The sequence below is a fragment of the Streptomyces sp. NPDC002825 genome, assembly GCF_040295385.1.
In the GTDB taxonomy this organism is placed as follows: Bacteria; Actinomycetota; Actinomycetes; order Streptomycetales; family Streptomycetaceae; genus Streptomyces.
This window is the reverse complement of record NZ_JBEOVH010000018.1, coordinates 1-16,688: the sequence shown is the minus strand read 5'-3', so window position 1 is coordinate 16,688 and position 16,688 is coordinate 1. Positions and strand designations below refer to the sequence as shown.

13 protein-coding genes are annotated in these 16,688 nt (G+C 73.0%); 7 read left to right on the top strand and 6 right to left on the bottom strand.

Going from position 1 to position 16,688, the window contains the following annotated elements; genetic code table 11:
• Window positions 1-194: 194 nt before the first annotated feature.
• The 4 genes from ABT041_RS22615 to ABT041_RS22600 all read right to left on the bottom strand — a co-directional run bounded on the left by ABT041_RS22615 (window position 195) and on the right by ABT041_RS22600 (window position 4,410).
• Complete coding sequence (locus ABT041_RS22615) at window positions 195-1,133, bottom strand: cation diffusion facilitator family transporter (RefSeq protein ID WP_351187130.1); 939 nt, start codon at window positions 1,131-1,133, stop codon at window positions 195-197.
• A gap of 20 nt (window positions 1,134-1,153) precedes the next feature.
• Window positions 1,154-2,026, bottom strand: coding sequence for an acyl-CoA thioesterase (locus ABT041_RS22610; RefSeq protein ID WP_351187128.1), 873 nt, complete (start codon window positions 2,024-2,026; stop codon window positions 1,154-1,156).
• A complete protein-coding gene (locus ABT041_RS22605) occupies window positions 2,027-3,184 on the bottom strand; it encodes an acyl-CoA dehydrogenase family protein (protein ID WP_351187126.1) in 1,158 nt (385 codons plus the stop codon).
• Window positions 3,185-3,255: 71 nt separating this feature from the next.
• Window positions 3,256-4,410, bottom strand: coding sequence for a helix-turn-helix domain-containing protein (locus ABT041_RS22600; RefSeq protein WP_351187124.1), 1,155 nt, complete (start codon window positions 4,408-4,410; stop codon window positions 3,256-3,258).
• 162 nt (window positions 4,411-4,572) lie between these two features.
• On the opposite strand from ABT041_RS22600, the gene ABT041_RS22595 reads away from it, so the two are divergent.
• On the top strand, window positions 4,573-5,172 hold the full coding sequence (locus ABT041_RS22595) for a hypothetical protein (protein WP_351187122.1): 600 nt from the start codon (window positions 4,573-4,575) through the stop codon (window positions 5,170-5,172).
• A gap of 16 nt (window positions 5,173-5,188) precedes the next feature.
• Here the strand turns inward: ABT041_RS22595 and ABT041_RS22590 are convergent, their stop codons facing one another.
• On the bottom strand, window positions 5,189-6,619 hold the full coding sequence (locus ABT041_RS22590; protein WP_351187120.1) for a PucR family transcriptional regulator: 1,431 nt from the start codon (window positions 6,617-6,619) through the stop codon (window positions 5,189-5,191).
• Window positions 6,620-6,739: 120 nt separating this feature from the next.
• Here ABT041_RS22590 and speB point away from each other — a divergent pair, with 120 nt between their 5' ends.
• Both speB and ABT041_RS22580 read left to right on the top strand, forming a co-directional pair.
• Window positions 6,740-7,723 (top strand): agmatinase, encoded by a 984-nt coding sequence (gene speB / locus ABT041_RS22585; protein ID WP_351187118.1) that lies wholly within the window; start codon window positions 6,740-6,742, stop codon window positions 7,721-7,723.
• 163 nt (window positions 7,724-7,886) lie between these two features.
• Window positions 7,887-9,569 (top strand): thiamine pyrophosphate-binding protein, encoded by a 1,683-nt coding sequence (locus ABT041_RS22580; RefSeq protein WP_351187116.1) that lies wholly within the window; start codon window positions 7,887-7,889, stop codon window positions 9,567-9,569.
• Between the two features lie 49 nt (window positions 9,570-9,618).
• Here ABT041_RS22580 and ABT041_RS22575 read toward each other — a convergent pair whose 3' ends face one another.
• Complete coding sequence (locus ABT041_RS22575; protein WP_351187114.1) at window positions 9,619-9,993, bottom strand: hypothetical protein; 375 nt, start codon at window positions 9,991-9,993, stop codon at window positions 9,619-9,621.
• Between the two features lie 181 nt (window positions 9,994-10,174).
• Between ABT041_RS22575 and ABT041_RS22570 the strand changes: the two genes are divergently transcribed.
• The 4 genes from ABT041_RS22570 to ABT041_RS22555 all read left to right on the top strand — a co-directional run bounded on the left by ABT041_RS22570 (window position 10,175) and on the right by ABT041_RS22555 (window position 16,413).
• Window positions 10,175-13,915 carry an ABC transporter ATP-binding protein gene (locus ABT041_RS22570; RefSeq protein WP_502976574.1) on the top strand — a complete coding sequence of 1,247 codons (3,741 nt, stop codon included), beginning with the start codon at window positions 10,175-10,177 and terminating at the stop codon, window positions 13,913-13,915.
• A 106-nt stretch (window positions 13,916-14,021) separates the two neighbouring features.
• Window positions 14,022-14,378, top strand: coding sequence for a hypothetical protein (locus ABT041_RS22565; RefSeq protein ID WP_351187110.1), 357 nt, complete (start codon window positions 14,022-14,024; stop codon window positions 14,376-14,378).
• Window positions 14,379-14,457: 79 nt separating this feature from the next.
• Window positions 14,458-14,862 (top strand): hypothetical protein, encoded by a 405-nt coding sequence (locus ABT041_RS22560; protein ID WP_351187109.1) that lies wholly within the window; start codon window positions 14,458-14,460, stop codon window positions 14,860-14,862.
• Between the two features lie 99 nt (window positions 14,863-14,961).
• A complete protein-coding gene (locus tag ABT041_RS22555) occupies window positions 14,962-16,413 on the top strand; it encodes a serine protease (RefSeq protein WP_351187107.1) in 1,452 nt (483 codons plus the stop codon).
• Window positions 16,414-16,688 lie beyond the last annotated feature (275 nt).

Sequence of the window (16,688 nt, the reverse complement as noted above, 5' to 3'; positions counted from 1 at the left end):
CGCCCTTGCCGGCGCCAGAGGCTCCCGCGCCCTGACCCGCACCCCTGGTGACGGCGCACGGGTGGTGCGGGTCCAGGCTCGTAACGCGGAGGCGCCGCTGGAGGGCGCCGTCCCGTGTGCCCACCCGTCCCTCCCCCTAGGACTTCGTCCTGGGGGGACCCCCATGCGGGACGATTGCCCACACGGGGGGCTCGTCAGGGCGGCGGGCGGTGTTGTTTCACGTTCGGTGTCGGGTCCAGGTAGACGCGCTGGATCGACGGGAAGCGTTCCCGGAGCTGGGACTCCGCGTCCTCGCACGCCCATTCGACCTGCTCCGCCGACGACACGTCCCTGAAGTCGATCTTCGCCGCGACCAGGACCTCGCCGGGGCCCTGGATCAGGGTGATCAGGTCGAGGACGTCGATGACGTGCGGGACCGAGAGGAGTTCCTCGCGGATCTCGGAGCGCATCGCCCGCGGCACCGGGCGCCCGATGAGGAGTTCGGCGTTGGAGCGGCCCAGGACCCAGGCCACGTACACGAGCAGGACGCCGATGAGGATCGAGGCGACGCCGTCCCAGACGTCGGAGCCGGTGATCTGGACGCCCAGGAGCCCGCCCGCAGCCAGCATGAGGCCGGCGAGGGCCGCCGAGTCCTCCATGACGACCGCTTTGACGGTCGTGTCGGGGGTCAGGCGGAGGTATCGGGCGAAGGGGGCGTTCATGCGGTCCGCCTCCGCCCTGACCTGCCTCACACCCGTCCTCAGCGAGAAGCCTTCCAGGACGAAGGCGATGCCCAGGACCACGTACGAGACCAGCGGGTCGCCGAGCTCCTCGCCGTGGGTGAGCGTGTGGATCCCGTCGTAGATCGAGAAGACCGCGCCGCCGACGAAGGTGGCGACCGCGGCCAGCATCGCCCAGACGTAGCGCTCGCCCGCGTAGCCCACGGGATGGTCCTCGTCGGCCGGCTTCTCGCTCCGCTTCAGCGCGGTGAGCAGCATGACCTCGGTGACGGTGTCGGCGACCGAGTGGGCGGCCTCGGACAGCATCGCGCTCGATCCGCTGATCACGCCCGCGACGGCCTTGGCGACGGCGATCCCGAGGTTCGCCGTCGCCGCCACGACCACCGTGAACGTGCTTTCGCCGTTCTGCTCCATGCGTCGGACGTTATGTCCGATTATCCGCGCGGCACGCGAACGACACCCTCCTGGATGACGGAGATCGCCAGCCGCCCGTCCTGCGTGAAGATCCGGGCCTGCCCGAGGCCGCGCCCGCCGGACGAGGTCGGGGACTCCTGGTCGTACAGGAGCCACTCGTCGGCCCGGAAGGGGCGGTGGAACCACATGGCGTGGTCGAGCGAGGCGCCCACGACGTCGCCGACGGCCCAGCCGCCCCGTCCGTGCGCGAGCAGGACCGAGTCGAGCAGGGTCATGTCGGAGACGTACGTGGCGAGGACGACGTGCAGCAGAGGGTCGTCCGCGAGCTTGCCGTTGGTGCGGAACCAGACCTGCGAGCGCGGCTCGCGCGGCTGCCCGACCGTCCCCCACGGAGGCGTCTCGGCGTACCGCAGGTCCACCGCGGCCCGCGCCTCGATCAGCCGGTCCGCGACCTCGCGGGGGAGGTGGCGGGGGAGCATCTCGGCCGGTGTCGGGAGGGACTCCGGGTCCGGGGCGGGCGGCATCTCGACCTGGTGGTCGAGCCCCTCCTCGTACGTCTGGAAGGACGCGGAGAGGTGGAAGATCGGCTGCCCGTGCTGGACGGCGACGACCCGGCGGGTGGTGAAGGAGCGGCCGTCGCGGATGCGGTCGACCGTGTAGACGATCGGCGCGCCCGGGTCGCCCGCGCGCAGGAAGTACGCGTGGAGCGAGTGGGCGAGACGGTCGGCCGGGACGGTCCGGCCCGCCGCCACGAGCGCCTGGGCGGCCACCTGGCCGCCGAAGACGCGGGGGACGATCGAGGGCCGGGACTCGCCCCGGAAGATGTCCTGCTCGATCCGCTCCAGGTCGAGGAGATCGAGCAGGTCATCCAGTGCCGTAGGTGCGTCGGGCACTTACAGGCCCATCGACTTGGCGATGATCGACTTCATGATCTCGCTGGTGCCGCCGTAGATGCGGTTGACGCGGTTGTCGGCGTACAGGCGGGCGATCGGGTACTCGTTCATGTAGCCGTAGCCGCCGTGCAGCTGGAGGCAGCGGTCGATGACGCGGTGCGCGACCTCGGTGCAGAAGAGCTTGGCGCTCGCGGCCTCGGCCGGGGTCAGCTCGCCCGCGTCCAGGGCCTCCAGGGCGCGGTCGGCGACGGCCTCGGCGGCGTCGACCTCGGCCTGGCAGGCGGCCAGCTCGAACTTGGTGTTCTGGAAGTGCGCGACCGGCTTGCCGAAGACCGTGCGGTCCGTGACGTACTGCTGGGCGAAGCGGACGGCGGCCTTGGCCTGGGCGTAGGCGCCGAAGGCGATGCCCCAGCGCTCGGAGGCCAGGTTGTGGCCGAGGTAGTAGAAGCCCTTGCCCTCCTCGCCGAGCAGGTCCTCGACCGGGACCTTGACGTCGACGAAGGCCAGCTCGGCGGTGTCGGAGGTGCGCAGGCCGAGCTTGTCCAGCTTGCGGCCGATGGAGTAGCCCTCGGACTTGGTGTCGACGGCGAAGAGGGAGATGCCGAAGCGGCGGTCGTCCTCGGACGGCGCGGAGGTGCGGGCGCAGACGATCACGCGGTCGGCGTGGACGCCACCGGTGATGAAGGTCTTGGCGCCGTTGAGGACGTAGTGCGTGCCGTCCTCGGAGAGCTTGGCGGTGGTCTTCATGCCCGCGACGTCGGAGCCGGTGCCCGGCTCGGTCATGGCGAGCGCCCACATCTCCTCGCCGGAGACGAACTTCGGCAGGTAGCGCTTCTTCTGCTCGTCGGTGGCGAGCATCTTGATGTAGGGGAGCGCGAGGAGGACGTGCACGCCGGAGCCGCCGAACTGCACGCCGGCGCGGGCGGTCTCCTCGTAGAGGACGGCCTCGAACTTGTGGGTGTCCAGGCCGGCGCCGCCGAACTCCTCGGGGACGTTGATGCCGAAGATGCCCAGCTCGCCGAGCTTGTAGTAGAAGTCGCGCGGCGCCTGACCGGCCGCGAACCACTCGTCGTAGACGGGGACGACCTCGGCCTCGATGAAGGCGCGGATGGTCTCCCGGAACGCCTCGTGGTCCTCGTTGAATACGGTACGGCGCACGAGCCGCCTCCTTGTCGCTGCCGGTTGTCTAAGCGCTTGCTCAGGGTGTTCTGTTCGAAGTTACCCAGCGGTCACCCACCCTGTCCAGACTCCGCGTCTGTGATCCAGAGCCCCTTCGCGGCGTCGTAGACGTGGACCGGGCTCCCCTTCGCCCGTCCGCTCGTACGGAAGGACTTCCCGTCCCGGTCGGCGATCCTCACCACACCGCTCCGCCCCTCCGAGCTCCACTCCAGCTCCAGGAACCAGCGGCAGTCGCAGCCGGCCGTGCGGGCGGAGACCAGCAGCTCCTCCGGCTCGGCAGCCGTGACGGTGTAGGGGAACGAGACGGCCGGGATCGTCCGGCCCTCCTCTCCCGAGGCGTCGTACCCGTCCACCGGCCGGGCGAGCGGGCGCGGCGCGTCGAGGTCCACGGTGAACCGGCGGGGGGTGACGGCCCCGCCGCAGCCGTCGTCCATCCGGTACGCCTCCCAGGGCAGCGGCGCGGCCCGCCCCACCACGCGCACGTGCAGTCCCTGGAGGACCACGGCGGAGGCCCCCTTCCCCTGCACCGAGAGCCGTACGAGCGTCTGCCCGCCGTGCACGGCGCCGTGCGCCCCGGCCCACCGGGCGGCGTCGACCGGCGCCGGGGGAGCGGCGACCCGCGTCGGGGGCCGGTCGGCGAGATAGGTGTGCCCGCAGCCGTTCTCCCAGAGGTGCGAGGCGACGGTGTACGTGAACGGGAGCGCCCTGTCCGTCCCTGCCGGGTGCTGCGGCTCCCGGCCGCGCCCGGGAAGCAGGGCGGCGCCGAGGACGAGCGCCAGGACGGCGGTCACGGCGGCGACGAGGAGCCACGGCCTCCGCCTCCACCGGGGCCGCGCGGGGCCGGGACCGGGGACCGGGCCGGGTCCGGGGACCGAGCCGGGCGCGGCTCCGGGTGCGGGCCCGGCTGTGGGTGCCGGTGCGGTCGCCACGGCCCTGACCGGTACGGAGGGCCTCGCCGGGGGCCTGCGGACGAGGTCCGCGCGCCGCCAGTGCTCCTCCAGCTCCCGCGCCTCGTCCGGGGTGACCCCGCACATCCGGGCCAGGCGCTCGACGACGGCGAAGGACTCCGGGACGGCCGCTCCGGAGCCGTAACGGTGCAGGGTGGAGGCGCTGACGCCGAGGCGCCGCCCCAGCGCCTCGTAGCTCCGCCCGTCCCGTTCCTTCAGCGCGCGCACCCGCGCCGCGAACTCCTCGACCTCACCCATCGGCCCATCCCCCGTTCGTTCCACCCCTCTTGCGTTCTCCCACGTCAGAGGGGGTGGAATGGTTCCGGGACGGGTGAGCGGCGTGGCACCGTTGCCCGGCGGACGGCGGGCCCCGACGCTGGTGGCAGCACTCACCGACCGATCTACGGGGGATCCACCGTCATGACCACGTTCCGCTCCGTCCTCGCCGTCACCGCCGCCCTGGGCGCGGCCCTCGCCGCCGCCGTGCCGTCACAGGCGGCCACGGGGCCCGCGTTCCTGTCGGCCGCCCAGATGCCGGCGTCGTCGACGCCGTGGACCGCGACCCGCGTCTTCACCGGCGTCCCGGAGAACGGCGGCGCCCTCTGCGCCCCGTACAAGATCCCGGCGCAGAACACCCGCTACCGCGAGTTCGCCACCGAGCTCGACACCAACGGCGTCCAGATCACCACCGTCGCCCGCACCGAGGCCGACGCGGTGAAGCTGGTCGACACCCTCCGCAAGTCCCTCGCCGGCTGCGGCCCCCTCCTGGAGCGGCAGAACCCGGGCCTGCACGCCGTCAGCCGCTCCCACGGCAAGGTCTCCGTGGAGGAGGGCGCCTGGGTCTACAGCCTGGACACCGCCGAGCCGCAGATCGGCATCACCGACATCCACCTGTTCTCCGTCGGACGCGACGGCCGCACCGTCACCTTCGTCCGCTGGGGCCAGATGGGCGACCTGAAGGACGCCCCGCTGGCCGCCTTCCGCACGACGACGAAGACGGCGGTGAACAAGCTCTGGTGACGGGGGACCGCCCGGGTCACTGAGCGCGGAGCGCGAACCACAGCTCCATCCGCACGTCGGGATCGTCCAGGTCCCGGTCGAGGAGCGCGGCGCAGCGGGCGATGCGCTGGCGGACGGTGTTCCGGTGGATGTCCAGGGCCACCGCCGTCCGGTCCCAGCTGCCGTGCAGGGAGAGCCAGACCCGGAGCGTCTCGGCGAGGGGGCCCGTGAGCGGGGCGAGGAGGGTACGGGCGTACGCGGCGGCCTCGTCGCGGTCGACGAGCGAGGCGAAACCGTGCGCCCGGTGCCGGACGAGCGCCGCCCGCGAGGCCTCCGCCCTGCGCAGCGCCCGCGCCGCCTGAGCGTCCCCGGCCGCGAGCTCCGAGACCGCGACGGGGGCGCTCGCCCCGAGGGTCCAGCCCTGCTGGGCGGCGACGGGAGCGGAGGAGGGGAGGAGGAGCCGTACGGTTCCTTCGTCGTGCGCCACCAGCGGCGTCCCCAGCGCCGCCGCCAGGCTCGCCGCCGCGAACGGTGTGCCGTCGCCGCCCCGGGCGTGGACCACCGTCCACGGGCCGGGGCCCAGCGCGCCCGCGACCTCCGCCGGGGGTTCGCCGAGGAGCAGCCGGACCAGGGCCCCGTCCCGTACCGTCGCGTCCGCGCCCCGGTGCGGGGCCGTGAGCAGGGAGAGCAGGACCACCGCCACGCCCGCGATCGTGTGGTCGCCCGGGCCGCGCCGCTCCGTCGCCACCCCCAGCGTCAGGCCGTCCCCGCCGCCGAGCGCGTACGCCGCGAGCCGCAGCCCGCCGCCGTCCCCGCTCGCCGACGCAGGCCCGCCCGGGCGCGGACCGAGCACCCCCGCCAGGTCCCGCAGCGCCCGCGCCGCCTCCGCCGGGATCTCCCGGCCGGCCGCCGCCGACTCCGTGCCGTCCGTCCCGAACAGCACCGCCCGGCCCCCGAGCCGCGAGGCGAGCGCGCCGAGCACCGCCGGGACCGGCGCCGGCCGGGCCGCGGCCGCCGCCAGGGACTGCTGGGCCTCCGTCACCCGCCGCAGCTCGTGCAGCCGGGCCTCCGCCATCAGCCGCCACAGCGCCCGCGCCACCGCCGTGAACGGGGTCCGGGGAGGGACCTCCACGAGCGGCAGGCCGTGCCGCTCGCACGCCGCGACGAGTTCCGGCGGCACCGTGTCGTAGACCGGGGTCACCCCGAAGGCGAGCGCCGCGGCCCCCGCCTCCACGACCCGCTCCACGTAGTGCGACGGATCGGTGAGCTGCACGCCCGCCGTCATCAGCAGCTCGCCGCCGAGCAGATACGGGTACGGGTCGGCCATCTCCGAGGTGTGCACCCAGTGCAGCGGCACGTCCTCCGGCCCGGCGAGCAGCCGCAGGCCCAGGTCGCGGCGGCCGAGCAGCGCGGCGAGCGGCACCGGCGGCGCCGGGGGAGTGGAAGCGGGCTCCGCCGCTGTGGCCATGATCGGGACCCTTCGTACACAACCCGCCCTGACAGTGGAGGAAACGTACACTTCAATGAGGCTTTCGGGCGACTTACGGTCGAGCCGGACCCCAACGACACACCCAGGAGGACCCCGACCATGAGCAGCAGCGACCAGAACGCCTTCCGCGGCCCGATCGACTCGTCCCGCATCCCGCGGTACGCCGGTCCCGCGACGTTCGCCCGGCTGCCGCGCCTCGACGAGGTCGGCACCGCCGACGTCGCCGTGGTCGGCGTCCCCTTCGACACCGGCGTCTCCTACCGCCCCGGCGCCCGCTTCGGCGGCAACGCCATCCGCGAGGCCTCCCGTCTGCTGCGCCCCTACAACCCCGCGCAGGACGCCTCCCCGTTCGCCCTCGCGCAGGTCGCGGACGCCGGTGACATCGCCGCCAACCCGTTCAACATCAACGAGGCCGTCGAGACCATCGAGGCCGCCGCCGACGACCTCCTCGGCACCGGCGCCCGCATGATGACCCTCGGCGGCGACCACACCATCGCCCTGCCGCTGCTCCGCTCCGTCGCCAAGAAGCACGGTCCCGTCGCCCTGCTCCACTTCGACGCGCACCTCGACACCTGGGACACCTACTTCGGCGCCGAGTACACCCACGGCACCCCGTTCCGCCGCGCCGTCGAGGAGGGCATCCTCGACACCTCCGCGCTCTCCCACGTCGGCACCCGCGGCCCGCTCTACGGCAAGCAGGACCTCACCGACGACGAGAAGCTCGGCTTCGGCATCGTGACGTCCTCCGACGTCTACCGCCGCGGCGCCGACGAGGTCGCCGACCAGCTGCGCCAGCGCATCGGCGACCGCCCGCTGTACATCTCCATCGACATCGACTGCCTCGACCCGGCCCACGCCCCCGGCACCGGCACCCCCGAGGCCGGCGGCATGACCTCCCGCGAGCTCCTGGAGATCCTCCGCGGCCTCTCCTCCTGCAACCTGGTCTCCGCCGACGTCGTCGAGGTCGCCCCCGCGTACGACCACGCCGAGATCACGGCGGTCGCGGCGTCGCACACGGCGTACGAGCTGACGACGATCATGTCCCGCCAGATCGCGGCGGGCCGCGCCGCAGGCGCGAAGTAACCTCGGGGCGGTAGCGGGCTGAGGTACGTGGTGGGGTGCGGCCCGGTGGTCGGGTCGTGCCCACCCTCCCCCAAGCTCTCGGCTTCGCTCGAGCAGGGGGACCCCCATCGCCCTTCGCGGAACGCCTGCCCACGACCTGACTGTCATCCCCGAAGGGACGACCATGACCCACGACCACGACCTCGTGCTGCGGCCCACGGTCGCCCAGACCGAGGCGGCGCTGAACCCGCCCAAGGGGCGCAACGGCGGCGACCTCGTCGTAGAGACCCTCACCGGCCTCGGCGCCACGACGGTCTTCGGCCTCCCCGGCCAGCACGCCCTCGGCATGTTCGACGCCCTGCGCCGCAGCGACCTCCGCTACGTCGGCCTCCGCGTCGAGAACAACGCCGGCTTCGCCGCCGACGCGTACGGCCGGATCACCGGCGAGGCCGCCCCGCTGCTGCTCTCCACCGGCCCCGGCGCCCTCATGTCGCTCGCCGCGCTCCAGGAGGCGGCCGCCGCCTCCGCCCCGGTCCTCGCGATCGGCAGCCAGATCCCGGTGGCCGGGCTCGGCGGCGGACGGCACGGCTACCTCCACGAGCTCCGCGACCAGCAGGCCTCGTTCCGGGACATCGTGAAGTCCGTCCACACGGTCCGTACGCAGTCCCAGATCCCGTCCGCGATCGCGGCGGCCTGGGAGTCGGCGCTCACCGCCCCGCACGGGCCCGTCTGGGTGGAGATCCCGCAGGACGTGCTCCTGGCGGAGACGAGCCTGCCCGTCGTCACGGCCATGGACGCGACGCCCGAGCAGGTCGTCCCGCGGCCCGAGCTGACGGCGGTCGCGGCGCACCTCCTCGCGAACGCCGAGCGGCCCGCGATCATCGCGGGCGGCGGTGTCGTCCGCTCCGACGCCTCCGGCAAGCTCCTCGCGCTCGCCGAGAAGATCGACGCGCCCGTCGTCACCACCTTCGGCGGCAAGGGCGCCTTCCCCTGGAAGCACCCGCTGTCGCTCCAGTCCTGGCTGGAGGACCGGCACACGACGGACTTCCTGGAGGACGCCGACGTCCTGCTGGTCGTCGGCTCGGGCCTCGGGGAGCTGTCCTCGAACTACCACACGTTCGCCCCGCGCGGCCGGGTGATCCAGATCGAGGCCGACGCGGGCAAGCTGGAGTCCAACCACCCGGCGCTCGGCATCCACGCGGACGCCCGTCTCGCGCTGCAGGCGCTCCTGGAGACGGTCGGGACCCGTGAGGACCCGACGGCCCCGGAGCGGGTCTCCGCCGTCCTCACGAAGGTCCGGGACCGGATCGCGGCCCAGGACCTCGGCCTGGAGCAGCGGATCGTCGCGGCCGTGCGGGAGGCGCTGCCGGACCGGGCGCCGAGCTTCTGGGACATGACGATCCTGGCGTACTGGGCGTGGTCGGCCTTCGACGCGCGGCACCCGAACACGATGCACTCGGCCCAGGGCGCCGGCGGCCTCGGCTACGGCTTCCCGGCGGCCCTCGGCGCGGCCGCGGCGGACCCGTCGCAGCCGGTCCTGGCGGTGTCGGGCGACGGCGGCGCGATGTACTCGATCGCGGAGCTGGCGACGGCGAAGCAGTACGGGCTCGACGTGACCTGGCTGATCGTCGACGACGGCGGCTACGGGATCCTGCGGGAGTACATGACGGACGCGTTCGGCGAGGCCACGGGCACCGAGCTGTCCCGCCCGGACTTCGTCGCGCTGTCCGAGTCCTTCGGCGTCCCGGCCACCCTGACGACCCCGGACACCCTGACGGCGGACCTGGCGAAGGCCCTCGCGACGCCGGGCCCGTCGGTGGTGGTCCTCCCGGCGCTGCTGAGGATGTTCGAGCCGACGCACCTGTGACGGACGGAGCGACCCCGCCCGGCCGTGGGGGCCGGGCGGGATCGCTCGCTCAGTCGACGAGCCCCTCCCAGGCCTTCCGGTACTCGGCGAGCTGGGCCTCGTACCCCTGGCGGAACTGCTGCTCCTGGGTGGTGATCTGCTTGCGGTCCATGCGCTGCGGGGGTATCAGCCGCGCCACGTCGGCGAAGGCCACCGCCGCGGCCTCGGCGACGGCCCCGCCCCGCTGCCGGGCGGCGAAGACGTCGAGGCCCGCGTTCCGCAGGAAGCCCTCGACGAAGACCGTCCGCGGTCTGCTGGCCGTGTCCCGCAGCTCCCGGTCCGTCGCCGGGACCACCCGCCCGGTCGCCGCGAACCCCTGAACCGCCCGTAACGCCGCGTACAGCCGCCCCCACTGGTACGGCTTCTCCTCCTCGACCCGTGCCATGCACTCTCCTTCCGCTCGGCTGTGCCACGGGCCTCCTACCCAGAACCGGTCCCTCCCGTGCGGGCGATCTGCTCCGGCTCGTGGTCCTAGGACCGAAGACCGGTCTTTGTTGCGGCGGGATGAAATCGCACGTCGGCCGTGTTGGGCCTTCCGGTAGAGCAGGACGGATGGGAGGCCACTCGTGGCGGTGGTGGGGCACACAGAGCCGGATCGGAAACAGCAGGGCTGGGCGCGCAGGCTGGCCGGGTACGCGTGGCGGTACAAGGCGAACACGCTGCTCGCGCTCGGGTCCTCGCTCGCCGGCATGGCCGTGCTGGCCCTCGTGCCGCTCGTCACCAAGGTGATCATCGACGACGTCATCGGGACGAAGACCCGGGACCTCGGCGTCTGGACGGGGCTGCTCATCGGCGCCGCCGTCCTCGTCTACCTCCTCACCTACGTCCGCCGCTACTACGGCGGCCGGCTCGCCCTCGACGTCCAGCACGACCTGCGGACCGACATGTACGACACCGTCACCCGGCTCGACGGGCGACGGCAGGACGAGCTGTCCACGGGGCAGGTCGTCGGGCGGGCCACCAGCGACCTCCAGCTGATCCAGGGCCTTCTCTTCATGCTCCCGATGACCATCGGGAACATCCTGCTCTTCCTCATCTCGCTGGCCGTCATGGCCTACCTGTCGATCCCGCTCACCCTCGTCGCGCTCGCCGTCGCCCCCGCCCTCTGGTGGATCGCCAAGCGCAGCCGCACCCGCCTCCACCCGGCCACCTGGCACGCGCAGCAGCAGGCCGCCGTCGTCGCCGGTGTCGTCGACGGGGCCGTGACCGGCGTCCGGGTCGTGAAGGGCTTCGGCCAGGAGGACCAGGAGACCGGCAAGATCCGCGAGGCCGGGCGGAAGCTGTTCGCGGGGCGCCTGCGGACGATCCGGCTGAACTCCAAGTACACCCCCGCCCTCCAGGCCGTACCCGCCCTCGGCCAGGTCGCGGTCCTCGCGCTCGGCGGCTGGCTCGCCTACCGGCACCAGATCACCCTCGGCACGTTCGTCGCCTTCTCCTCCTACCTGGCCTCCCTCGTCGGCCCCGTCCGCATGCTCGCCATGGTCCTCACCGTCGGCCAGCAGGCCCGCGCCGGCGTCGAGCGGGTCTACGACCTCATCGACACCGAGCCGCTGATCAAGGACGGCACCAAGGAGCTGCCCGCCGACGCGCCCGCCACCGTCGAGTTCGACGACGTGAGCTTCGCGTACGAGGACGGGCGGCCCGTCCTCGACGGCTTCTCCCTGGAGATCCGCCCCGGCGAGACCGTCGCCGTCGTCGGCGCCTCCGGCTCCGGCAAGTCCACCGTCTCGCTCCTCCTGCCCCGCTTCTACGACGTCACCCACGGCGCCGTCCTCGTCGGCGGCCACGACGTCCGCGAGCTCACCCTCGACTCCCTGCGCGCCGCCGTCGGCCTCGTCCCGGAGGACTCCTTCCTCTTCTCGGACACCGTCGCCGCGAACATCGCGTACGGCGTCCCCGACGCCACCCGCGAGCAGATCGAGACGGCCGCCCGCGCCGCCCAGGCGGACCGTTTCATCGCCGAGCTCCCCGACGGCTACGACACCAAGGTCGGCGAGCACGGCCTCACCCTCTCCGGCGGCCAGCGCCAGCGCGTCGCCCTCGCCCGCGCGATCCTCACCGACCCCCGGCTCCTGCTCCTCGACGACGCCACCTCCGCCGTCGACGCCAAGGTCGAGCACGAGATCCACGAGGCCCTGAAGTCCGTGATGGCGGGCCGTACGACCCTGCTCATCGCCCACCGCCGCTCCACCCTCGGCCTCGCCGACCGCATCGCCGTCCTCGACGACGGCCGGCTCGCCGACATCGGCACCCACGCCGAACTGGAGCAGCGCTCCCCGCTCTTCCGCCGCCTCCTCACCGACCCGGAGGAGCTCGGCGCCGTCTCGCCCGGCCACCTTACTCCGCCGGAAGAGCTCCCCGAGGACCGCACGCTGCGGGCCGAGCTGGACGCCGAGTTCGACGCCGAGCGGGGCATCACCCCCACCCTGTGGGTACGGGACGAGACCGCCGGCCGCGAGAGCCCCGCGCCCGGAGCCACCCCCGAGCTGCTCGCCGCGGTCGAGGCCCTGCCGCCCGCCACCGACACCCCCGACATCGACGAGGCCCGCGCCGTCTCGCCCGAGGACACGTACGGGCTGCGCCGGCTGCTCCGCGGCTTCGGCGTCCCGCTGCTCATCAGCCTCGGCCTGGTCGCCCTCGACGCGGGCGCGGGCCTGCTGCTCCCGGTCCTGATCCGGCACGGCATCGACGAGGGCGTGAACCGGCTCGCGATCGGCGCCGTCTGGGCGGCCTCCGCGCTCGCCCTGCTCACCGTCCTCGTGCAGTGGGTCGCGCAGACCGCCGAGACCCGCATGACCGGCCGCACCGGCGAGCGGGTCCTCTACGCGCTGCGCCTGAAGATCTTCGCCCAGCTCCAGCGGCTCGGCCTCGACTACTACGAGCGCGAGCTCACCGGCCGGATCATGACCCGGATGACCACGGACGTCGACGCCCTGTCGACCTTCCTGCAGACGGGCCTGGTCACCGCCTTCGTCTCGGTCGTGACCTTCTTCGGGATCATGGTCGCGCTGCTCGTGCTCGATCTCCAGCTCGCCCTGGTGGTCTTCGCGACCCTGCCGGTCCTCGCGATCGCCACGTACTACTTCCGCCGCTCCAGCGTGAAGGCGTACGAGCTGGCGCGCGAGCGGATCAGCGTCGTCAACGCCGACCTCCAGGAATCCGTCTCCGGCCTCAGGATCGTCCAGGCCTTCCGCCGCGAGCGCTCGGGCGCGGCCCGGTTCGCGGAGCGCAGCGACTCGTACCGCCAGGCCCGCGTCCGGGGTCAGTGGCTGATCTCGGTCTACTTCCCGTTCGTCACCCTGCTGTCCTCCGTCGCGGCCGCCGCCGTCATGATCGTCGGCGCGAACCGCATCGAGGCCGGCACCCTCACCACCGGCGCCCTCGTCGCCTACCTCCTCTACATCGACCTCTTCTTCGCGCCCGTGCAGCAGCTCTCGCAGGTCTTCGACGGCTACCAGCAGGCCGCCGTCTCGCTGAAGCGGATGCAGGAGCTCCTCCAGGAGCCGACGTCGACGGCCGCCGCCGACGCGCCCCTGGACGTCCTGTCGCTGCGCGGCGAGATCGCCTTCGAGGACGTGTCCTTCGGGTACGGGTCCGCCGACGAGGGCGAAGAGGCCCTGACGGGCATCGACCTCCGGATCCCCGCCGGGCAGACCGTCGCCTTCGTCGGCGAGACCGGCGCCGGCAAGTCCACCCTGGTCAAGCTGGTCGCCCGGTTCTACGACCCGACGGGCGGCCGGGTCACCGTCGACGGCGCCGACCTGCGGAACCTCGACCTCACCGCGTACCGCCACCGGCTCGGCGTCGTCCCCCAGGAGGCGTACCTCTTCGCCGGGACGATCCGCGACGCCATCGCGTACGGCCGCCCCGACGCCACCGACGCCGAGGTGGAGGCTGCGGCCCGCGCGGTCGGCGCGCACGACATGATCGCCACGCTCGACGGCGGCTACCTCCACGAGGTCGCCGAACGCGGCCGCAACCTCTCCGCCGGGCAGCGCCAGCTGATCGCCCTCGCCCGCGCCGAGCTCGTCGACCCGGACATCCTGCTCCTGGACGAGGCCACGGCGGCCCTGGACCTGGCGACCGAGGCCCAGGTCAACCAGGCCACCGACCGGCTCGCGGGCCGCCGCACGACCCTCGTCGTCGCCCACCGCCTGACGACGGCCGCGCGCGCGGACCGGGTGGTCGTGATGGACCACGGCCGGGTCGCGGAGGACGGCACCCACGACGAACTGCTGGCCCTGGGAGGCCGGTACGCGACGCTGTGGAACACGTTCATCGGCGAGGCGGAGCCGGAGCGGGTCTGAGGCGCCGCTCCGAACCGGACCGAGGAGCGCGGCTGAGTACGGGGGATCCGGCGGGCGAGTACCCCGGCGGATCCCCCGTCGCCGTCCCGCGCGCTTGGATCGGGGCATGAGCCACGAGATCCGCGCCCGCGCCACCGCCTCGCCCGCCGTTCCCTCCGCCGCCGACCTGGCCGCCCGGCGTCTGCGGAAGCTGTCCCTGATCTGGGCCGCGCTCATCGTGCCGGCGACCGTGCTCGCCGGCATCGTCGCCCTCACCGCGGAGAACGCCGCCACCTGCGTCGAGTACGGGGACGGCTGCGGCTCCACCCCAGGCTACGCGTACGTCGTGAGCCTGGCGCTGGCGGCCGTGGCCTTCGTGGTCGCCCAGAGCACGACGCACGCCCGCGTCGCCCGGACCGCGTTCCGGGTCCAGTACGGCGCGGAGGCCGTCTTCGTCGTCCTGGTCATGACGACCTTCGGCTAGCCGCAGACATGCGGAGGCAACCATTCCCGGGCCTCGTGCGTCGTACGGCCGTACGACGACTCGCCCGGGAGAGGAACGCATGACCACAGACGCCGGCACGGTCCGGACCCTCGCTCGTGTGCTCGTGCCGCTCCTCGCCACCCTCGCGCTGCTCCTCCTCCCCGGCCCCGGGCCCGGCGGCGGGACCGCCGACGCCGCGGCCGTCTGCCACGGCCGGCCCACCCGGACGATCACCTTCGCCACCGGCGAGCTGCGCCTCTACCGGACCCGCCAGTACGTCTGCGCCGTCACCGTCGCCAAGCGGCCGGGCCCGCGCCGCCCGATGGCCGTCTCGCTCCAGCCGCGCGGCGGCCGGGCCGTCGTCCGCTCGGGCCGGTTCGATCGGCAGGCGGGCCCGTTGACCGTCCACGCGCTCAACCGCTGCGTCCGGGCGAGCGGTTCGGTGGCGGGCCGGGGGACGGCTACGGGCTGGATCCTGTGCTGATGTGCAGGAAAGTCCAAGGGTAAGGACCAACTGGGTCTGGCGGTCCGCACGTTGTCCCCGCTAGGTTCGCGACACCGTTGTGAACCAAGGGGAGGGTGAATGCGCAAGTCGCTGAGATGGGCGCTGTCGCTTTCGGTGCTCATAGGCACCGTCGGGTCGACCGGTGTGGCTACCGCCGCGGACACGGAGACCGGCAGCGCGGCCGTCGTCGACTCGCAGAGCACGAGCACGGACATCAAGGACCGCATCCTGGCGATCCCCGGGATGAGCCTGATCGAGGAGAAGCCGTACGCCGGCTACCGCTACTTCGTCCTCAATTACGAGCAGCCGATCGACCACAAGCGCCCGTGGGCGGGCACGTTCCAGCAGCGGATCTCGATCCTCCACAAGGACACGAGCCGCCCGACCGTCTTCCGCACCAGCGGCTACGGTCTCTCCACCACGCCGAGCCGGACCGAGCCGACGCGCATCATCGACGGCAACCAGGTCTCCATGGAGTACCGCTTCTTCACGCCGTCCCGGCCGCAGCCCGCGGACTGGTCGAAGCTGAACATCTGGCAGGCGGCGAGCGACCAGCACCGGATCTACACGGCGCTGAAGTCGATCTACGGCCAGAACTGGCTGTCCACCGGCGCCTCGAAGGGCGGCATGACCGCCACGTACTACGAGCGCTTCTACCCGCGCGACATGGACGGCGTCGTGGCGTACGTGGCGCCGAACGACGTGGTCAACAAGGAGGACTCGGCCTACGACCGGTTCTTCGAGACCGTCGGTACGAAGGACTGCCGCGACCGCCTGAACGACATGCAGCGCGAGGCGCTCGTCCGCCGCGAGCCGCTGGAGAAGAAGTACAAGGCCTGGGCCGAGTCCGAGGGCGCCACCTTCAACACGGTCGGCTCGCTCGACAAGGCGTACGAGGCCGTCGTCCTCGACTTCGTGTGGGGCTTCTGGCAGTACTACGGCGAGTCCGTCTGCGACCAGATCCCGGAGGCGGCGACCGCGAGCGACGACGTCGTGTACGACACGATCGACGCGTACTCCGGCTGGTCCGCGTACACCGACCAGGGCCTGGAGTACTACACGCCGTACTACTACCAGGCGGCGACCGAGCTGGGCTCGCCCACCATCAAGCAGCCGCACCTCGACGGTCTGAGCCGCTACGGCTACCAGCCGGCCAGCAGCTTCGTGCCGAGCTCGATCCCCATGAAGTTCCGGCCGCAGGCCATGCGGGACGTCGACGACTGGGTCCGCAAGAACGCGAACCAGATGCTCTTCGTCTACGGCGGCAACGACCCGTGGGGCTCGGAGCAGTTCCGGGTCGACAAGGGGGCGCGTGACTCGTACGTGTACGTGGCGCCGGGGATGAACCACGGCGCGAACGTCGCCGGTCTCGTCGACTCCGAGCGTGCGGCGGCGACCGCGCGGATCCTGGCGTGGGCGGGCGTCTCGGCGCCTGCGGTCCAGGCGGCGCGGCCGCTGGCGGCGTTCGACGCGCGCGTGGACGTCCCGGTGGACGAGGACGCAACCCGGGAGCACGGCCTGCGCCCGTAACCGGCCCCTTGTGAGCGCCCGCTCCACAAGGGGCGGTGCGCCCCCCCCGTTGTGGGCAGACGTTCCGCAAGGGGCGGAACGGGTGGGCACAACGGACGGCGCCCTTGCCGGCGCCAGAGGCTCCCGAGCCTGGACCCGCACCCCGTGCGCAGTGCACCGGCGGTGCGGGTTCAGGCTCGGAACGCGGAGGCGCCGCTGGAGGGCGCCGTCCCGTGTGCCCACCCGTCCCTCCCCCTAGGACTTCGTCCTGGGGGGACCCCCATGCGGGACGATTG